General features: G+C 57.8%; 18 protein-coding genes. 9 read left to right on the top strand and 9 right to left on the bottom strand.

Annotated features, from left to right (window positions below; translation table 11 throughout):
* Positions 1-3 precede the first annotated feature (3 nt).
* The 6 genes from rluB to PSES9_RS0101355 all read right to left on the bottom strand — a co-directional run bounded on the left by rluB (position 4) and on the right by PSES9_RS0101355 (position 6,157).
* Positions 4-1,167, bottom strand: coding sequence for a 23S rRNA pseudouridine(2605) synthase RluB (rluB, locus tag PSES9_RS0101380; RefSeq protein WP_010483266.1), 1,164 nt, complete (start codon positions 1,165-1,167; stop codon positions 4-6).
* A gap of 341 nt (positions 1,168-1,508) precedes the next feature.
* Positions 1,509-2,498, bottom strand: coding sequence for an SMC-Scp complex subunit ScpB (gene scpB / locus PSES9_RS0101375; RefSeq protein ID WP_010483265.1), 990 nt, complete (start codon positions 2,496-2,498; stop codon positions 1,509-1,511).
* Positions 2,485-3,201, bottom strand: a complete 717-nt coding sequence (locus PSES9_RS0101370; protein WP_176443136.1) for a segregation and condensation protein A — start codon at positions 3,199-3,201, stop codon at positions 2,485-2,487. The genes scpB and PSES9_RS0101370 overlap by 14 nt, the downstream gene beginning before the upstream one ends.
* 127 nt (positions 3,202-3,328) lie before the next feature.
* Positions 3,329-4,543 (bottom strand): tryptophan--tRNA ligase, encoded by a 1,215-nt coding sequence (locus PSES9_RS0101365; RefSeq protein WP_036988025.1) that lies wholly within the window; start codon positions 4,541-4,543, stop codon positions 3,329-3,331.
* A gap of 110 nt (positions 4,544-4,653) precedes the next feature.
* Positions 4,654-5,280 carry an L-threonylcarbamoyladenylate synthase gene (locus tag PSES9_RS0101360; protein WP_010483260.1) on the bottom strand — a complete coding sequence of 209 codons (627 nt, stop codon included), beginning with the start codon at positions 5,278-5,280 and terminating at the stop codon, positions 4,654-4,656.
* Between the two features lies 1 nt (position 5,281).
* On the bottom strand, positions 5,282-6,157 hold the full coding sequence (locus PSES9_RS0101355) for a PHP domain-containing protein (RefSeq protein ID WP_010483259.1): 876 nt from the start codon (positions 6,155-6,157) through the stop codon (positions 5,282-5,284).
* Positions 6,158-6,575: 418 nt separating this feature from the next.
* On the opposite strand from PSES9_RS0101355, the gene PSES9_RS0101350 reads away from it, so the two are divergent.
* The 5 genes from PSES9_RS0101350 to PSES9_RS0101330 all read left to right on the top strand — a co-directional run bounded on the left by PSES9_RS0101350 (position 6,576) and on the right by PSES9_RS0101330 (position 10,096).
* Positions 6,576-6,875, top strand: a complete 300-nt coding sequence (locus tag PSES9_RS0101350; RefSeq protein ID WP_010483258.1) for a YciI family protein — start codon at positions 6,576-6,578, stop codon at positions 6,873-6,875.
* A 47-nt stretch (positions 6,876-6,922) separates the two neighbouring features.
* Positions 6,923-7,315, top strand: coding sequence for a hypothetical protein (locus PSES9_RS0101345; protein ID WP_010483257.1), 393 nt, complete (start codon positions 6,923-6,925; stop codon positions 7,313-7,315).
* Positions 7,316-7,320: 5 nt separating this feature from the next.
* Positions 7,321-8,004 (top strand): response regulator transcription factor, encoded by a 684-nt coding sequence (locus tag PSES9_RS0101340; protein ID WP_010483255.1) that lies wholly within the window; start codon positions 7,321-7,323, stop codon positions 8,002-8,004.
* Between the two features lie 124 nt (positions 8,005-8,128).
* On the top strand, positions 8,129-8,518 hold the full coding sequence (locus PSES9_RS0101335; protein ID WP_010483253.1) for a Spy/CpxP family protein refolding chaperone: 390 nt from the start codon (positions 8,129-8,131) through the stop codon (positions 8,516-8,518).
* Positions 8,519-8,770: 252 nt separating this feature from the next.
* Positions 8,771-10,096, top strand: a complete 1,326-nt coding sequence (locus PSES9_RS0101330) for a HAMP domain-containing sensor histidine kinase (protein ID WP_010483252.1) — start codon at positions 8,771-8,773, stop codon at positions 10,094-10,096.
* 24 nt (positions 10,097-10,120) lie between these two features.
* Here the strand turns inward: PSES9_RS0101330 and PSES9_RS0101325 are convergent, their stop codons facing one another.
* Together PSES9_RS0101325 and PSES9_RS0101320 are read right to left on the bottom strand one after the other, a co-directional pair.
* On the bottom strand, positions 10,121-10,681 hold the full coding sequence (locus PSES9_RS0101325) for a nitroreductase family protein (protein WP_010483251.1): 561 nt from the start codon (positions 10,679-10,681) through the stop codon (positions 10,121-10,123).
* 170 nt (positions 10,682-10,851) lie between these two features.
* Positions 10,852-11,223: a YkgJ family cysteine cluster protein gene (locus tag PSES9_RS0101320; protein WP_010483250.1), complete on the bottom strand. Its 372-nt coding sequence runs from the start codon at positions 11,221-11,223 to the stop codon at positions 10,852-10,854.
* Positions 11,224-11,385: 162 nt separating this feature from the next.
* Between PSES9_RS0101320 and PSES9_RS0101315 the strand changes: the two genes are divergently transcribed.
* Positions 11,386-12,840, top strand: a complete 1,455-nt coding sequence (locus PSES9_RS0101315) for a TrkH family potassium uptake protein (RefSeq protein WP_010483249.1) — start codon at positions 11,386-11,388, stop codon at positions 12,838-12,840.
* 86 nt (positions 12,841-12,926) lie between these two features.
* Complete coding sequence (locus PSES9_RS0101310) at positions 12,927-14,387, top strand: TrkH family potassium uptake protein (RefSeq protein WP_010483246.1); 1,461 nt, start codon at positions 12,927-12,929, stop codon at positions 14,385-14,387.
* Between the two features lie 112 nt (positions 14,388-14,499).
* On the opposite strand, the gene PSES9_RS0101305 is transcribed toward PSES9_RS0101310, so the two are convergent.
* Positions 14,500-15,501 carry an AraC family transcriptional regulator gene (locus PSES9_RS0101305; RefSeq protein WP_029529312.1) on the bottom strand — a complete coding sequence of 334 codons (1,002 nt, stop codon included), beginning with the start codon at positions 15,499-15,501 and terminating at the stop codon, positions 14,500-14,502.
* A 310-nt stretch (positions 15,502-15,811) separates the two neighbouring features.
* On the opposite strand from PSES9_RS0101305, the gene PSES9_RS0101300 reads away from it, so the two are divergent.
* Together PSES9_RS0101300 and PSES9_RS0101295 are read left to right on the top strand one after the other, a co-directional pair.
* Positions 15,812-16,129 (top strand): Mpo1-like protein, encoded by a 318-nt coding sequence (locus PSES9_RS0101300; protein ID WP_010483242.1) that lies wholly within the window; start codon positions 15,812-15,814, stop codon positions 16,127-16,129.
* Between the two features lie 13 nt (positions 16,130-16,142).
* Positions 16,143-16,715: an HD domain-containing protein gene (locus PSES9_RS0101295; RefSeq protein WP_010483241.1), complete on the top strand. Its 573-nt coding sequence runs from the start codon at positions 16,143-16,145 to the stop codon at positions 16,713-16,715.
* The last annotated feature ends 139 nt before the right edge of the window (positions 16,716-16,854 follow it).

Genomic DNA, 16,854 nt, shown 5'->3' with positions numbered 1-16,854 from the left:
AGCTTATGCCTTTGGCCCAGGCTTGCGACCGCGACCAAAGCCAGGACGCTGCCCGTCTGCTGCTGGTGCGCCACGACGCTTGGCCGGTGCACCCGCTGGCTTGCGCCCACCGCGCTCGCTCGACTCTGAACCCGCGCGCTCAGGGCGCGGCTTGCCGGAGGTCCGCTGCTTGTTCATGTCGCTTGGACGCTCGGCAACCGCAGACGACTTGCCTGCACCGCCACGGGACTGGTCCCGCGAACCGCGACCTGAACGTCCATCGGCTTCAGCCGGGCCACCATGGGCAGGACGCAAGGTGCGCGCCGAACGCTCACCGCGACCGACCGGCTTGGCCGACTTACGCTGCTGGCGATCCAGCTTGTCGCGCGCCTTCTCTTTCATGTCCGGCAAGGCAACAGGCTTGAGGCCGACTTCTTCGCTGAGAATATCGACTTCGCGCTGGCTCATTTCACGCCACCGGCCCATGGTCAGGTCGGAGGTCATGAATACCGGGCCGAAACGTACACGCTTCAAGCGGCTGACCACCAGGCCCTGGGATTCCCACAAGCGGCGCACTTCACGGTTGCGGCCTTCCATCACCACGCAGTGATACCAATGGTTGAAGCCTTCACCGCCGGGGGCTTCCTTGATGTCGGTGAACTTGGCTGGACCGTCTTCGAGCATCACACCTGCCTTGAGGCGCTCGATCATCTCTTCATCGACCTCGCCACGCACACGCACCGCGTATTCACGGTCCATCTGGTAGGAAGGATGCATCAGGCGGTTGGCCAGTTCACCGTCGGTGGTGAACATCAACAAGCCCGTGGTGTTGATGTCGAGACGACCGATGTTGATCCAGCGACCTTCTTTAGGACGCGGCAGGCGGTCGAACACGGTCGGACGACCTTCAGGGTCGTCACGGGTGCAAATCTCGCCATCGGGCTTGTTGTAGATGATCACACGACGCAGGTTTTCAGTCGCTTCTTCGCGCTTGATAACCTTGCCGTCGAGGGCAATCGCGTCATGCAGGTCGACACGTTGACCCAGGCTTGCGGCTACGCCGTTGACCTTGACGCGACCGGCGTCGATCCAGGTTTCGATCTCGCGGCGCGAGGCCAGGCCCATGCGCGCAAGGACCTTCTGCAGTTTTTCGCCTGCAGGGCTGGTTTGTTCAATTTCTTCACTCATCTGGGCACCTCCCGGTGTTTCTCTGTGATGCGACGACATCTCGTCGAGGGCGCGCATCATACGCGCCCGCTGAAAGAGTAGCCAGTCGTAAAGACCTTATTGGAATTTCTGCCGACCGGAACTCCTGGCATTTGAACCATGGTGGACAAGCTTCGCGTTGTCACACCCTACGAAACCTCGAAGCGTAGGGTGGAAGACGCTTCACCCTTCCACCATAGTCAGAGCCCCCGGATGCGCGGTGGACAAGCTTCGCGTTGTCGCACCCTACGAGGCCTCGAAGCGTAGGGTGGAAGACGCTTCACCCTTCCACCATTGTCAGCCGCATCCCAGGACTCCAGCGACTAATAGTTGCCGTTAAGCTCATCGGCGATAGCGGCCTGCAAGGCGCGCTCGGCTTCGGCCTCTTCATCCAGCGCAGCCTGGACCGGGTCATAAGGCGTCAGATCCGGTCGGGCGGGCTCAATGCTGCCAGCACCGATTGCCGGGGCTGGCGCTTGTGAGTCCTGATTTTCAGCTTGCATGTCAGGCTGCTCGGAAGACTCTGGCGGCTCATCATCAGGAAGCGACGGTTCTAGATCATCGAAATCTATTTTCAGCCCTTGCTCCATGTCATCCAACTCGGCCAGCAAGCTGCTGAAACTGGTTTCTTCCGGGACTTTCTCGGCCACAGGCGCCATATCGTCATCGCCCTCTTCCCCGGCCAATGCCAAGTCGGCCCGCGCCTGCAAGCTGGCTGGCACCGGCGCCTCACCTTCTGCATAGCCGACAAACTCAGGTTCTGGCTCGGCGCTCGGCTCCAGCTCACGCAGGTCAGCCAGTGGCGGCAGTTGATCAAGGCTTTTCAGGTTGAAATGATCGAGGAACTGCTTGGTGGTCGCCAGCATCGCCGGTTTTCCAGGCACCTCGCGGTAACCGACCACGCGGATCCACTCACGCTCAAGCAGGGTTTTGACAATGTTGCTGTTGACTGCAACACCGCGAATATCTTCAATTTCACCACGCGTAATTGGTTGACGGTAGGCAACCAGCGCCAGGGTTTCGAGCATTGCCCGGGAATAACGCTGAGGCCGTTCTTCCCACAAGCGACCAACCCAGGGAGCAAATTTTTCACGCACCTGCAGGCGATAGCCACTCGCTACCTCGACCAGCTCCACCGCTCGCCCGTCACAGGCCTTGCGCAACACTTCGATGGCTTTCTTGAACACCGCAGATTCCGGCCGCTCGCCCTCCTCGAACAGTTCATACAAGCGCTCAAGCGTTTGCGGCTTGCCGGAAGCCAGCAAGAAGGCTTCAAGCAAGGTGGCCAGGTCTTTGGGTTCATTCAAATTCATTTATTTGCTCAGCTCGCGCCCGGACGTGAATTGGACCATAGGGCTCATTTTGCACTAACTCAGCCAGGGATTCCTTGATCAACTCAAGCACCGCCATAAAGGTTACCACCACCCCCAGGCGCCCTTCCTCGGCGACAAACAACCCGACAAAGGGAACGAATTCACCGCCCCTGAGCCGTTCGAGCACATCACTCATGCGCTCGCGGGTCGAGAGGGTTTCGCGGGTAATCTGGTGGCTCTCGAACATATCGGCACGGCGCAGTACCTCAGCCATGGACACCAGCAACTCCTCCAGGCTGACGTCTGGCAGCAACTTGCGCGCTTTGGCTTGGGGCGCATCCAGGCGTGGCACCGTGAGATCGCGGCCAACCCTGGGAATGCCGTCCAGGCCTTCGGCTGCCGCCTTGTAGCGCTCATACTCCTGGAGACGGCGGATCAATTCGGCACGCGGATCGTCTTCTTCCTCTTCGGCATTGGCCGAGCGCGGCAGCAGCATGCGCGACTTGATCTCGGCCAGCATGGCCGCCATCACCAGGTATTCGGCTGCCAGCTCCAGGCGCACGCTGTGCATCAGTTCGACATACCCCATGTACTGGCGGGTAATCTCGGCAACGGGGATATCCAGCACATCAATATTCTGCTTGCGGATCAGGTACAGAAGCAGGTCCAGCGGCCCTTCAAACGCCTCGAGAAAGACTTCCAGGGCGTCTGGCGGAATGTACAGGTCCAGAGGCATCTCCGTGAGCGCCTCGCCGTACACCTTGGCAAACTGCAGCTCTTGCTGGGCATTGGCCTGATCTGCCGCTGGCGTGGCTTGGCTCATGACAGGCTCACCGGTAATTCATGCCAAGTGCCTGGCGCACTTCGACCAAGGTATCGCGCGCTTCATCGCGAGCACGCTCGGCGCCGCTGGCGAGAATGCCGCGCACCACGTCGAGATTATCCTCATATTCAGCAGCGCGCAGCTGGATCGGCTGCAGGTCCCGCTGCACTGCCTCGATCAGTGGCTGCTTGCACTCCACACAACCGATGCCCGCGCTGGTGCAACCCTGCTGCACCCAATCACAGGTGGTCTCGCTGGAATACAGCTTGTGCAGCGGCCACACCGGGCAGCGTGCGGGTTCACCCGGGTCATTGCGGTGCACGCGGGCCGGATCGGTCGGCATGCGCTTGATCTTCTCTTCGACCTGTTCCTGGGTGTCGCGCAGGTAGATCGCGTTGTTGTGCGACTTGGACATCTTGCCGCCGTCCAGCCCGGTCAGGCGTGGCGACTCACTGAACATGGCCTGGGGTTCAGGCAGCACCAGCTTGCCGCCGCCTTCGAGGTAACCCAGCAAGCGCTCCTTATCACCCAGGGTGATGTTTTGCAGTTCCTTGAGCAGCGCCCTGGCCGTGTCCAGCGCCTCGCTGTCGCCTTGTTCCTGGTAGGCCTGGCGCAAGCTGTTGTAGAGCTTCGAGTTTTTCTTGCCGAGTTTGCGGATTGCAGCCTCGGCCTTGACTTCGAAGCCAGGCTCGCGGCCATAAAGATGGTTGAAGCGCCGGGCCACATCGCGGACAAACTCGATATGCGCCAACTGGTCGGAACCGACCGGCACTATTCCAGCGCGATAAAGCAGGATGTCAGCGGCTTGCAACAAGGGATAGCCGAGAAATCCATAGGTTCCCAGGTCACGCCCCTGATGTTGTTCCTGCGACTCTTTGTACGAAGGCACACGCTCCAGCCAGCTCAGCGGACAAAGCATCGACAACAGCACATGCAACTCCGCATGCTCAGGCACCTGTGACTGGATAAACAGGGTTGCCGAGCTTGGGCTCAAGCCGCAGGCCAGCCAGTCGATCGCCATGTCCTGCACATGCTTGGACAGCAGGCTGACATCTTCATAATCGGTGGTCAGCGCGTGCCAGTCGACGATGCAAAAAAAACAGTCATAGCTGTGCTGCAGCTTGACCCAGTTTTTTAATACGCCGTGATAATGGCCAATATGCATCTGGCCGCTTGGACGCATGCCTGAAAGTACGCGCCGCTCAGAGTCTACAAGGTTCAAACCGGGTTTCCCGCTAAAAGCAATTGCACAGACATTACCAAGTCACAGCGCATAACGACAGCCTGGCGAACCACGGGTTCTTCAGCCTGCATCACAGTCCAATCAATGCTTCAAGGATTCTCGAAGGGTTGCGGATCGCCACAGCCGACACGCACGATCTCGGGCTCTGCTTCAGACAGATTGATTACTGTAGAGGCTTCCAGGCCACCGAAGCCGCCATCGATGATCAACTCCACATGATGCTCAAGCAGCGAGCGCATTTCATAGGGATCACTCATTGGCAGCGTCTCACCCGGCATGATCAGGCTCACGCTCATGATCGGCTCGCCCAGCTCCTCAAGCAAGGCCTGGGCAATCGGGTGGCTCGGCACCCGCAGGCCAACAGTCCTGCGCTTGGCGTGCAGCATGATACGCGGCACCTCACGCGTGGCATTGAGGATAAAGGTATAGGGCCCCGGCGTATGGGTCTTGAGCAGACGAAAAGCCCCGGTGTCGACCTTGGCGAAGGTACTCAGTTGTGACAGGTCCCGGCAGACCAGGGTGAAATTGTGCTTGTCATCGAGCTGACGCAAGCGACGAATTCGCTCCAGGGCGTTCTTGTCCCCCAGGCGGCAACCAATGGCATAGGATGAGTCGGTCGGATAGACAGCCACGCCACCGCCTCGGATGATTTCCGCAGCCTGTTTTATCAGGCGCGACTGTGGGTTCTCCGGGTGGACCTGGAAGAATTGACTCACATTAGCTCCCTGCTCGTATGACTGCTGATTGTTGAACATGCTCAAAGCGCGTCCATAGTGGCAAGAGGTCTTCTGGCACGGGGCGATACATTCCCAGTTCCGACCAGTTGCCCGGTGCATGAAAGTCACTGCCGGCACTGACCAGCAACTCAAACTCACGGGCCAATATGGCCAAGCCGCCAACTTGCTCAGGTGGCTGCATGCCATTACAGACCTCAAGTGCATGCCCACCTGCTTCTGAAAATGCGGCAACCAAACGGCGTCGCTTACTACGAGTAAAGTCGTACTGCCACGGGTGCGCCAGACTAATCAATGCATCGGCCTGCCGTAAGGTCGCGACGGCCTCGTCAAGCGTTGGCCAGTGCTGCTTCACATCGCCCAACTTGCCGGAGCCAAGCCATTTGCGAAAAGCTTCGGCGCGATCTTTCACAAAGCCTGCACGGACCATGAATTCGGCGAAATGCGGCCGCGCAGGTGCATTGCCGCTATCGCCCAGCTCTTGCTGAATCGCACGTGCACCTTCAAGCGCGCCGGGCATGCCCTTGGCGGCGAGGCGCTGGTCAATTTCCGCAGCACGTAGCCAGCGACCCTGATGCAAATCTGCAATGGCCTTATTCAATGCAGGCGCATCGCTGGCAAAGGCATAGCCCAACACATGAATGGTCGCACCACCCCACATGCAGGACAGTTCAATACCATTGACCAGTTGCATACCATGTTCATTGGCGGCGGCACGGGCCTCATCAAGCCCCTCAATCGTGTCGTGATCGGTCAATGCGAGCAGCTTGACCCCACGCTCATGTGCCCGCGCCACGACCACTGCCGGCGCCAGCGCGCCGTCGGATGCAGTGCTATGACAATGTAAATCGACATCCATATGGGCACTATCTCAATAATCTAGGGTTGATATTATGCAGACAGATGGAGATTCTTGCTGGATTAAGTCGCACTCAGGAAACCTATGAAAGACTAGTGCACCAGGTGTTACTGGGGTGCCATTGCTACGGCCCCCAAGGGGTGAGCAACGCGAATCAAGTGTTTATTCAGACCAACTAAAGTTGAGCGTGCCTCCAGTTGTTTTCGCACTTTTATTCGCTGGCGCTTGCCCTTAACCCAGTACTTGGCTGTTAATCCAGTTGGTCGTTACCTCCTGCACTGCCGTCGCTCGTTAGCTTTTTCAGAGGTTCCACAACTGTTTCATAGACGCAAAGGTTATGATTCCCACAGCATGCTTCCTGCAACTGTGTAACTTAAGCTTAGGCCACCGCGCCCACCATTATTGAATGAGGATCAAGATGCTCTACGCCATTATCGCCACTGATGTAGAAAACTCCCTGGAAAACCGTATGGCTTCGCGCCCGGAGCACCTTGCGCGTCTTGAACAGCTTAAAGCTGAAGGTCGTCTTGTTCTCGCTGGCCCGCACCCGGCCATCGATAGCAACGACCCAGGCACTGCTGGTTTTTCTGGTAGTTTAATCGTAGCTGAGTTTGACTCGCTGACAGCCGCACAAGAATGGGCCAGCGCCGATCCCTACAAGGCAGCTGGCGTGTACAGCTCGGTTGTAGTCAAGCCTTTCAAGCGAGTCCTGCCTTAAACACCACACCTGCTCGAGCCAATCAACAGTAGGACTAAGGAGCTCTAATGCGCCCTACTACGCTCACCTTGTCACTTGCTCTATGTTTGCTCGCGCCTGCCCTGCATGCCGAGCAAGCCCCAGAAGAAACCGAAGCAACCCAAGCCCGGATTGATGCACTGGAACAACGCCTGGCCTTGAGCGAAGACCAACGCGTACAACTCAGTGAGCAACTACAAGAGCAGAGCGCCGAGCGCGAGAGCATTCAACTGCAACGCCTGCGCCAGGAAAACCAGCGGCTCAAGCTCCAACTCAAAACCGCCCAGGCCCAAACCCCGCCACCGCTGATCAATGAGCGCCAGCAATGGTTTGCGGTGGGCGCTGGCGCAGGACTACTGGGCGTACTGATTGGCGCGTTGTTGCGCGGCAGTCGCCGTAAACGCCGTGAATGGACCAACTGATCAACATGAGCGCACTTTTACTCATTGACGATGACATCGAACTTTGTGAGCTGCTGAGCCACTGGCTGACCCAGGAAGGCTTCGAAGTGACAGCCTGCCATAATGGCCAGCAGGCTCGCGAAGCCCTGGGCCACTCGGCGCCCGATGCCGTGGTACTGGACGTGATGCTGCCCGACGGCAGCGGCCTGGAGCTGCTCAAGCAATTACGCAGCGAGCATGCCGAGTTGCCGTTACTGATGCTCTCCGCGCGAGGCGAGCCCCTTGACCGGATCCTCGGGCTTGAGCTGGGCGCCGATGATTACCTGGCCAAGCCCTGTGATCCCCGTGAATTGACGGCCCGTTTGCGCGCGGTATTGCGCCGCAGCAGCACTCCAGCCTCGACCACACCACAGCAACAGTCATTAGGCGACCTGCAACACAGCCCTGCCCGTGGCATCGTCAACATTGGTGAAACCGAGGTATTGCTCACCCTTTCCGAAAGCCGGGTGCTCGAGGCGTTGCTCAATACGCCGGGCGAGCCGGTCGATAAACAGGAGCTGGCGCAACTGGCCCTGGGCCGCAAGCTCACACTCTACGACCGCAGCCTTGACATGCACGTCAGCAACCTGCGCAAGAAGATCGGCCCCCACCCAGACGGCAGGCCACGCATCATGGCCCTGCGCAGCCGTGGCTACTACTACAGCCTGTAGAGCGCTTGCGGGTTGGTTTGCGATCTTTACCTTGGCTTTACCGTTCGCTGACCGCGCTTGACCAAGACCTGCATAAACTGAGCTCATCCGGTAACGAACCGGCCTTGAGATTAGGAGATACATCATGCGCAAGACTCTCACTGCAGTATTACTCGCCCTGACTCTGCCAACACTGGCCATGGCTGCAACAGATGGCGGTCACCATGACGGCAAAGGCCCAGGTCATCGCGGTGCCATGTTCAAGGACCTGGACCTGAGCAAGGAACAGCGCCAGAACATGCGCAAGCTGATGGGCGAACAGATGAAAACCCGCCACGAAATCACCAAGCGCTATCTGGAAAAACTGCCCGAGAAAGAGCAACAAGCCATGAAGGCTGAGCTTAAGGCATCTTTCGACAAGCAACAGGCCGCCATCCGCAGCTTGCTGACGCCCGAGCAGCAAAAGAAGTTTGATGAGCATGTAAAGAAGATGGAAGAGCGTCGTGCTGAAAAGCACAAAGCCAAAGCCGAATAAATAGCCAGACCACAGCCTCGCTTGCGAGGCTAACTAATCTACTGTCAAGCCCGGCAATTTCATGTTGCCGGGCTTGAGGGCTTCTGAAAAACATAGCGAGCGAAGATAGAACGAGGCAAAAACTGTGAAAAATCGACCGGGGTCGCGCTCGACTTTAGGTGCTGTAAATGAGCATTTTGAACAGTTCTTAACGCCCTGATATCAAGCGAAGTAGTTTTTCGGAGTGTCCTTAACTGCAACAAGGAGTTATTCGTGCGGTCATTGTTCTGGCGAATCTTTGCGAGTTTCTGGCTGGCCATCGCCCTGGTTGCAGGTTTGTCCATGCTCCTCGGCCGCGCCCTCAACCAGGACAGTTGGATACTCAATAACACCCCGGCCCTGCAGGGGATTGCCGAAACCTGGACCGAACGCTACGAAAGTGCCGGCAAAGGCCCCGCACAAGCCTTTCTCAGGCAACACAAGGATCAATATCAGGTAGACGTACAGGTACTCGGTGAAAACGGCCAACAGTTGGTCCCCGGTACATTCCCGGCACGCGCCGCAGCCTTTGAGTCGCGGCAAAAGAACAAGCGCCTGCCTTGGCGACGCTTGACCACCGAATACGTAAGCCCCAGCACCGACAAAACCTACCTGTTTATCTATCGCATTCCCTATCCGGTACTCAACGCCTGGCACCGCGACAGCCTGCTCTGGCCGATCAGCGCACTGGCCATTGCCTTGGTGGTATTAACGGCACTAAGCCTGCTCCTGACCCTGTCGATCACCCGGCCGCTGAACCGATTGCGTGGCGCGGTGCACGACCTCGGCCAAACCAGTTACCAGCAAAATAGCCTGGCGCACCTGGCCAAACGCCGCGATGAGCTGGGCGTACTGGCAAGCGACTTCAATCGCATGGGTGCCCGCCTGCAAGGCCTTATTGGCAGCCAGCGCCAGCTATTGCGCGACGTATCCCATGAACTGCGCTCCCCCCTGGCTCGCCTGCGCATTGCCTTGGCGCTGGCCGAACGTGCCAGCCCCGAAGAACGTGAAAAACTGTGGCCGAGACTGACCAAGGAATGTGATCGCCTGGAAGCATTGATCAGCGAGATTCTCGAACTGGCCCGCCTCGATGCCAATCCAGGCGCAGTTCAACCGATCAGGCTGGAGGGGATTGTGCAAAAACTGGTTGAATATGTGCATATCAGCGCCCCGGAACAACGGGTCGCAATCAACATAGCCCCAGGTCTTGAGCTACAAGGTTGGCCCAACATGCTAGAGCGCGCGCTGGACAACCTGCTGCGCAACGCCCTGCGCTTCAACCCTCCTGGCCAGCCGATCGAAGTCAGCGCACAGGCTAAAGATGGCGCGGTGCTGATCCGCGTACGCGACCACGGCCCTGGCGTCGATGAAAAACACCTGGGTCAACTGGGCGAGCCATTTTTCCGTGCTCCCGGGCAGACAGCACCTGGCCACGGCCTGGGGCTAGCCATCGCACGCCGCGCAGCAGAGCGCCATGGTGGCAAGTTGATCCTGGAGAATCACGAGGACGGTTTTTGCGCCAGCCTGGTCATTGCAACCCAGCCGAACGCAAAATCCTGATATTTCCCGGCCAGCCTTGATGATCTAGCCTGGCCAGGCGCTGACAAAGTCATCGATATTGAGTGTCGGCGGCGTGCGCAACTCCCGCTCAGGCGTCCCCAGATACAGATAAGCCACGACCTGCTCGTTTTCCGACAACCCCAGGCCATTAGCCACATGGGCATTGGTCGCCATATCACCGGTACGCCAGACGGCACCGATACCCTGGGCATGTGCCGCCAGCAAAATGCTGTGTGCGGCGCAGGATGCGGCTATTACTTGCTCCTGCGCCGGTATTTTCGGCGATGCCTTGATGCTGGCAATCACCACCACCATCAATGGAGCCCGCAAAGGCATCGCATGGGCCTTGTTCAGCGCTTCAACGCTGGGCTGCGAGCCTGAAGCCGATAACGCCTGGGCAAACAACTCCCCAAGCTGCTTGCGCGCATCACCTTCGACCGTCAGGAATCGCCAAGGTCTCAGTTGCCCGTGATCCGGGGCTCGCAGTGCAGCACGAAACAACACCTCACGCTGCGCCGCATCAGGAGCGGGCTCGCTCAAGCGCGGTACAGAAACTCGGTTTATAAGTGCGTCTAGCGCGTCCATCGATCACCTCTCGCAGAACATGAAGCTAAATTCTAGAGCCTGCGAGATAGCCTGTGGGAAAAACCTGCTCGAAGCGTTCGGCCCGAAATGCATTCGCTTGGCCCTGCACAATGAAAAATGCGCCCAGTGGCAAGCCACTGGGCGCATTTTATTTCGTGCCTTGGATTGCCTCAGGCAACCCGGTTCGGTGACACGCTCGGCTGCAAGGGTGGTGTCAGCGGCGGTAGGCCGTAGGCCTTGCGCGCATCGTCACAACGAGCATTGTGTTCACCGTTGGCCCAGGAGGCTTCAAACTCACGGCACGGGCTGGAACGTTGTTCATATAATGTACAACGCACCCCTTCTCCGACATTCCCCAGCAGTGCATTGCAGCGTGCTGGTTTATGTTCAGTACCACGCATGGCAACACGTTGCGGGGTAATCAATACAACTTGATCATCCGGTACCGTACCGCCAGCAGACTGGCACTCGCCCCAAAAGAAAGACACACGAAAATACGCGCAGCAGGCGCCACACGTTAAACACGGATTAGTTTCAGACATGATTATAGGACTCAGAAACCGGCAAGGGCCGGCACCTGGCGGCTATTCTATGCTTACCCGAGGCGTTGTAAAGCACAGATAATGGTGGTTTACAGCTTTCTTGTCCCGGGTAGAATGGCGCCCTTTGTAACTTTCCGTCTGTCCTCCACTTGAGCCCCCTTTATGGCCTTGGCGACACTGCGAATTATTGGCTTCATCCTCGGTATCTTTTTATTGACACTGGCGCTCAGCATGATGATTCCGCTGCTGACGCTACTGGTATACGGACGTACCGAAGACCTCGACCCATTCCTCTGGTCAAGCCTGATCACCGCCGGTGCCGGTATGGCGCTGGTCATCCCGGGACGCCCGGAAAACGCCCAGCTGCGCCCACGCGACATGTACCTGCTGACCACTGCCAGTTGGTTGGTGGTGTGCATATTTGCGGCATTGCCAATGGTGCAAATCCACCATATCAGCTACACAGATGCATATTTTGAAACCATGTCGGGCATCACCACCACCGGCTCTACCGTGCTCAGTGGTCTCGACAGCGCCTCTCCGGGCCTGCTTATCTGGCGCTCGATGCTGCAGTGGCTTGGTGGCATTGGCTTTATCGGTATGGCGGTCGCGATTCTGCCGCTGCTGCGGGTCGGTGGCATGCGCCTGTTCCAGACCGAATCCTCGGACTGGGGCGAGAAAGTCATGCCGCGCTCGCACATGGCTGCCAAGTACATTCTGATTGTCTACCTGGGTTTGACCTTGCTTGGCTTTGTCAGCTATTGGCTGGCGGGCATGACGCCATTCGAGGCGATCAACCATGCCATGACCTCGATCTCCACTGGCGGCTATTCAACTTCGGACTCATCGCTCGCCCACTGGGATCAACCTGCGGTGCACTGGGTTGCGGTTGTCATGATGATTTCCGGCAGCCTGCCCTTCACCCTTTACGTTGCCAGTGCACGAGGCAATCGGCGCGCACTGGTTCGCGACCATCAGGTCCACGGTTTCCTGGGTTTCCTGGTCTTGACCTGGCTGGTCTTCGGTACCTGGTTGTGGATCAACTCGGACTACAGCTGGATGGACGCTGTGCGTATCGTGGCGGTCAACGTCACTTCAGTGGTTACCACCACAGGTTTCGCCCTGGGCGACTACACCCTTTGGGGCAGTTTCGCGGTAATGCTGTTCTTCTACCTGACCTTTATCGGCGGATGCTCGGGTTCAACCGCTGGCGGCCTGAAGATATTCCGGTTCCAGGTGGCCTATGTCCTGCTGCGCGCCAACCTGCAGCAACTGGTTCATCCCCGGGCAGTGATCAAGCAGCAGTACAACAACCACAACCTCGACGAAGACATTGTTCGCTCGCTGATTACCTTCTCGTTCTTCTTCACCATCACCATCGGCGTCATTGCCCTGGGCCTGGCGCTCTTGGGCCTCGACTGGATCACCGCCCTGACCGGTGCGGCAACGGCCGTATGTAACGTTGGCCCTGGCCTGGGGCCGATCATTGGCCCGGCGGGCAACTTCGCCAGCCTGCCTGATGCAGCCAAATGGTTGTTGACCCTGGGCATGCTGCTCGGCCGACTGGAAATCCTGACGGTGCTGGTCTTGGTCACTCGCTCGTTTTGGCGTCACTGATATCAGCAGACTAGAATGCCAGGAAAAGAACCACAGGGAAGTCGGTTCCATAATGAAAACCATATTGCGCGCGGGGGTTGAACTGGATGTCTAAATCGACACTGCGCATTCTCGCCTTCATCAACGGTGTGTTTCTCGTGACCCTGTCGGTGAGCATGCTGGTGCCGGTCATTACCCTGCTCGTGTTCGAGCGACCTCACGAAATCAACTCATTCCTTTGGTCGAGTCTGATCACCTTTGTCAGCGGCTTGATCCTGATTGCCCAGGGCCGTAGCCGCCAGCAGGCCTCGCAATTACGCCCTCGCGACATGTACATGCTGACGGTTTCGAGTTGGGTGCTGGTTTGCCTGTTCGCCACGCTGCCATTTATTTTCAGCCAGCACATGGGCGTCACCGACGCCTTGTTTGAAAGCATGTCCGGTATCACCGCAACAGGCGCGACCGTGCTCAGCGGCCTGGACAACATGTCGCCGGGCATCCTGATCTGGCGCTCCCTGCTGCACTGGCTCGGCGGCGTCGGCTTTATCGCCATGGCCGTTGCCATTTTGCCGATGCTGCGTATCGGTGGCATGCGCCTGTTCCAGACCGAGTCGTCGGACCGCTCCGACAAGATCATGCCGCGCTCGCACATGGTCGCCAAATATATGGTGGCCGCCTATGTTGGCCTGAGCATTTTCGGCGTCGTGGCACTGTGGCTGGCGGGAATGGGCTGGTTTGATGCGATCAACCACACCATGTCTGCAATTGCCACGGGCGGCTTCTCAACCTCGGACAGCTCCATCGGCCATTGGCAGCAACCTGCGGTGCATTGGGTAACCGTGTTGCTGATGATTCTCGGCAGCCTGCCATTCGTGCTCTATGTCGCGACGCTGCGTGGCAACTTCCGGGCGCTGTATTACGACCAGCAGGTTCGTGGCTTCCTGGGGATCTTGCTCAGCACCTGGCTTATCCTCGGCACCTGGTATGCGCTGACCACTGACCTGCATTGGCTGGAAGCGGTGCGCCACGTTGCGGTCAACACCACCTCGATTATCTCCACGACCGGCTTCGCCTTGGGCGACTACACCCTTTGGGGCGGCTTTGCCGGCATGCTGTTTTTCTACCTGGGCTTTATTGGTGGCTGCTCAGGCTCAACCGCAGGCGGCTTGAAGATCTTCCGCTTCCAGGTGGCCTATATCCTGCTCAAGGCCAACCTCAAGCAACTGGTCCACCCCCGGGCGGTGATCAAGCAGCAATACAATCAACACCGCCTGGACGAGGACATCGTCCGCTCGATCCTGACCTTCTCGTTCTTCTTCACCACCACCATCGCGGTCATGGCCCTGGGCTTGAGCCTGTGTGGGCTGGACTGGATCACCTCGCTTAGCGGCGCTGCCAGTACTGTCTCCGGGGTTGGTCCGGGAATGGGACCGATCATCGGGCCGGCGGGTAACTTTTCCAGCCTGCCGGATGCCGCCAAATGGATACTGACCTGCGGCATGCTGCTCGGCCGCCTGGAAATCCTCACGGTGATGGTGGTACTGATGCCTTTGTTCTGGCGACATTAAACGGCAGAACAACTGGAAGCACTCGGCATCTGCGCCGATTGAGGGCATAAAAGCGGCATTTATCACCGAAAACCCAACATGACCTCATGTTCTCAGGCGACCAATGGCCGGGCTAGATGCGTGCCCGATATTCACTGGGCGTTAGCTCGAACCAGCGACGGAACGCGCGGAAGAAATTACTCGGATCGGCAAAGCCCAGCAGATAGGACACCTCCAGCAGGGTCAGGTTTGGCTGCGCAAGATACTGTTGCGCCAGCTCGCAGCGGGTGTCGTCGAGCAACTGCTGGAAACTGGTGCCCTCTTCCTGCAAACGCCGCTGCAGGGTGCGCTGCGACATGTGCAATGTTTGCGCGACAACTTCACGCTTCGGCTCGCCCTGGGGCAGCAATCGACAAATCACCTGGCGCGCCTGGTGAGTGACCCGACTTTCCGAGAACCTCGCCAGAAATTCGCCGGCAAAACGATCATGTAATTGCGCCAGCGACGGATTGGCCGTGGGCAAGGGCATTTCCATGTCGGCACCCTCGAACAGTAATCCGTAATGACTGGCATTGAACTCCAGCGGCGCTTGAAACACCTGCTGGAAGGGTTCGATATCCGCCGGCGGCTCACCTTGCAGAAGAATTCTGCGCGGACGAATCAACTTGCCGGTCATCCACCGGCAAAAAGCCAATGCATAGGCCAGGGACGCCTCCGCGCTCTGACGTGCCGGCGGCAGGCGATCACCATGGATCGCCAGCACCAGCTCATAGCCATCGGGAGTTGGCCTGAAGCTCAGGTCCGCGCCCTCGGCAATAATCCGTTGATAACGCACCAGCCGCGCCAGGCCTTCCTTGAGCGAACTGCTCGACATCAGCGCATAGCCAACCACATGAAACGAGGCGGGACGCACCACCTTGGCCATGTTCAGGCCAATGGCGGGATTTCCCGAGAGCTCGACGGCACGGGTCCAGAGCCGAGTCATGCCGTCTTGCGGAAACCGCGCATCCGGATCCTCGAGCAATGCGTAGTCGAGGCCAAGCTCGGGAAAGATCGAGCGACAGTCTACACCGCCCATCTCTAACGCCTGAACGATGCCTAAAGCCCAATTGGAAGATGTTGTGCGCTCACTCATTGTGGATTCTTATTCTAAAAGTTCGACATATAACCGCTAAGGAACCTCTGAAAAACTACTGCGCTCGATATTACTGCGTTAAAAAACTGCTCAAAATGCTCGTTTAGGCCAACTAGACTCCGATTTTTCGCACTTTTTTGCCTTGTACTCTCGTCGCTCGCTACCTTTTTCAGAGGTTCCCTAAGCGTAACCGACTGCAATGGCGGGCAAGGATACTAATGTGGCACTTAATGTCACTGGTTGATCGTTGTCCAGCGCCTAGACTGTAAGCATTAGTGAGCCTGACTAAAAGAACAACAGGAGGCACGCCATGACTGCCCAAACGACTGACCGCTTTCACTCCTTTGCCGATTTCTACCCTTACTACCTGCAAGAGCACAGCAACCCTACCTGCCGGCGCCTGCATTATGCTGGCAGCACCCTGGTGTTGCTGATACTGGCCTACAGCTTGCTCAGCCAGCAATGGCTTTGGTTGCTGGCAATCCCCCTTGCCGGCTACGGATTTGCCTGGGTGGGGCACTTTATCTTTGAAAAAAATCGCCCGGCGACCTTCAAGTATCCCCTGTACTCACTGATGGGGGACTGGGTGATGCTCAAGGATGCCTGCACGGGTCGCATTAAATTTTAGTAGGGGCTCAGTAATGAATATGCATGCACGCTTTACCCATATGGAAAACGGCACACAGGACGACTGGGCCATTATCGCCAAGGACTTTCGTGCCTTTGCCGATCAGCTACCTGATCGCATTCTCACCCACCTCAAGCTGTTGGACGGTGACTTTGGCGGCTTCCCGGTTGATCGCCTGACCCATTCACTGCAAACCGCAACCCGCGCGCACAAAGATGGTCGCGACGAGGAGTACGTGGTCTGCGCCCTGCTGCATGATATTGGCGACACCCTGGGCAGCTACAACCATGCCGACATTGCTGCGGCCATGCTCAAGCCTTTTGTCAGCGCAGAAAACCATTGGATGGTCGAAAAGCACGCGATCTTCCAGGGCTACTATTTCTTTCACCACCTGGGCATGGATCGCCACTTGCGCGAGCAGTTCAAAGACCACCCGCAGTACCAGGCGACTATCGACTTTTGCGCCAAGTATGACGCCTCGGCCTTTGATCCCGAGTATGAATCCCTGCCGCTGGAGTTTTTTGAACCTATGCTGAGGCGCGTCTTTGCCCAGCCCAAAAACTCAATCTACCGTGATGCAAAATAAAGCGCTTTGACAACCGGTAATCCGCCAAAATGATGCATTCGTCATTGCAGCTTGGCGGGTAAGCTGCGCTTGGTTATGATCCCTGTTTGGCCGGAGCCGGTTAGTTCCAGGCCAATTAACGCCCAACTAGAGGCGTTCC

Origin of the sequence: Pseudomonas sp. S9 (assembly GCF_000222125.1) — a bacterium.
GTDB lineage: Bacteria > Pseudomonadota > Gammaproteobacteria > Pseudomonadales > Pseudomonadaceae > Aquipseudomonas > Aquipseudomonas segetis.
The sequence above is the reverse complement of the archived record's forward strand: the minus strand, read 5'-3'. Positions and strand labels throughout refer to the sequence as shown.

Coding starts and splice junctions, on each gene's coding strand:
- PSES9_RS0101300 (WP_010483242.1), top strand. CDS start 15,812: ATGACTGCCCAAACGACTGACCGCTTTCACTCCTTTGCCGATTTCTAC.
- PSES9_RS0101320 (WP_010483250.1), bottom strand. CDS start 11,223: ATGTCTGAAACTAATCCGTGTTTAACGTGTGGCGCCTGCTGCGCGTAT.
- PSES9_RS0101305 (WP_029529312.1), bottom strand. CDS start 15,501: ATGAGTGAGCGCACAACATCTTCCAATTGGGCTTTAGGCATCGTTCAG.
- PSES9_RS0101350 (WP_010483258.1), top strand. CDS start 6,576: ATGCTCTACGCCATTATCGCCACTGATGTAGAAAACTCCCTGGAAAAC.
- PSES9_RS0101315 (WP_010483249.1), top strand. CDS start 11,386: ATGGCCTTGGCGACACTGCGAATTATTGGCTTCATCCTCGGTATCTTT.
- PSES9_RS0101295 (WP_010483241.1), top strand. CDS start 16,143: ATGAATATGCATGCACGCTTTACCCATATGGAAAACGGCACACAGGAC.
- PSES9_RS0101345 (WP_010483257.1), top strand. CDS start 6,923: ATGCGCCCTACTACGCTCACCTTGTCACTTGCTCTATGTTTGCTCGCG.
- PSES9_RS0101325 (WP_010483251.1), bottom strand. CDS start 10,681: ATGGACGCGCTAGACGCACTTATAAACCGAGTTTCTGTACCGCGCTTG.
- rluB (WP_010483266.1), bottom strand. CDS start 1,167: ATGAGTGAAGAAATTGAACAAACCAGCCCTGCAGGCGAAAAACTGCAG.
- PSES9_RS0101310 (WP_010483246.1), top strand. CDS start 12,927: ATGTCTAAATCGACACTGCGCATTCTCGCCTTCATCAACGGTGTGTTT.
- PSES9_RS0101335 (WP_010483253.1), top strand. CDS start 8,129: ATGCGCAAGACTCTCACTGCAGTATTACTCGCCCTGACTCTGCCAACA.
- PSES9_RS0101340 (WP_010483255.1), top strand. CDS start 7,321: ATGAGCGCACTTTTACTCATTGACGATGACATCGAACTTTGTGAGCTG.
- PSES9_RS0101355 (WP_010483259.1), bottom strand. CDS start 6,157: ATGGATGTCGATTTACATTGTCATAGCACTGCATCCGACGGCGCGCTG.
- scpB (WP_010483265.1), bottom strand. CDS start 2,498: ATGAATTTGAATGAACCCAAAGACCTGGCCACCTTGCTTGAAGCCTTC.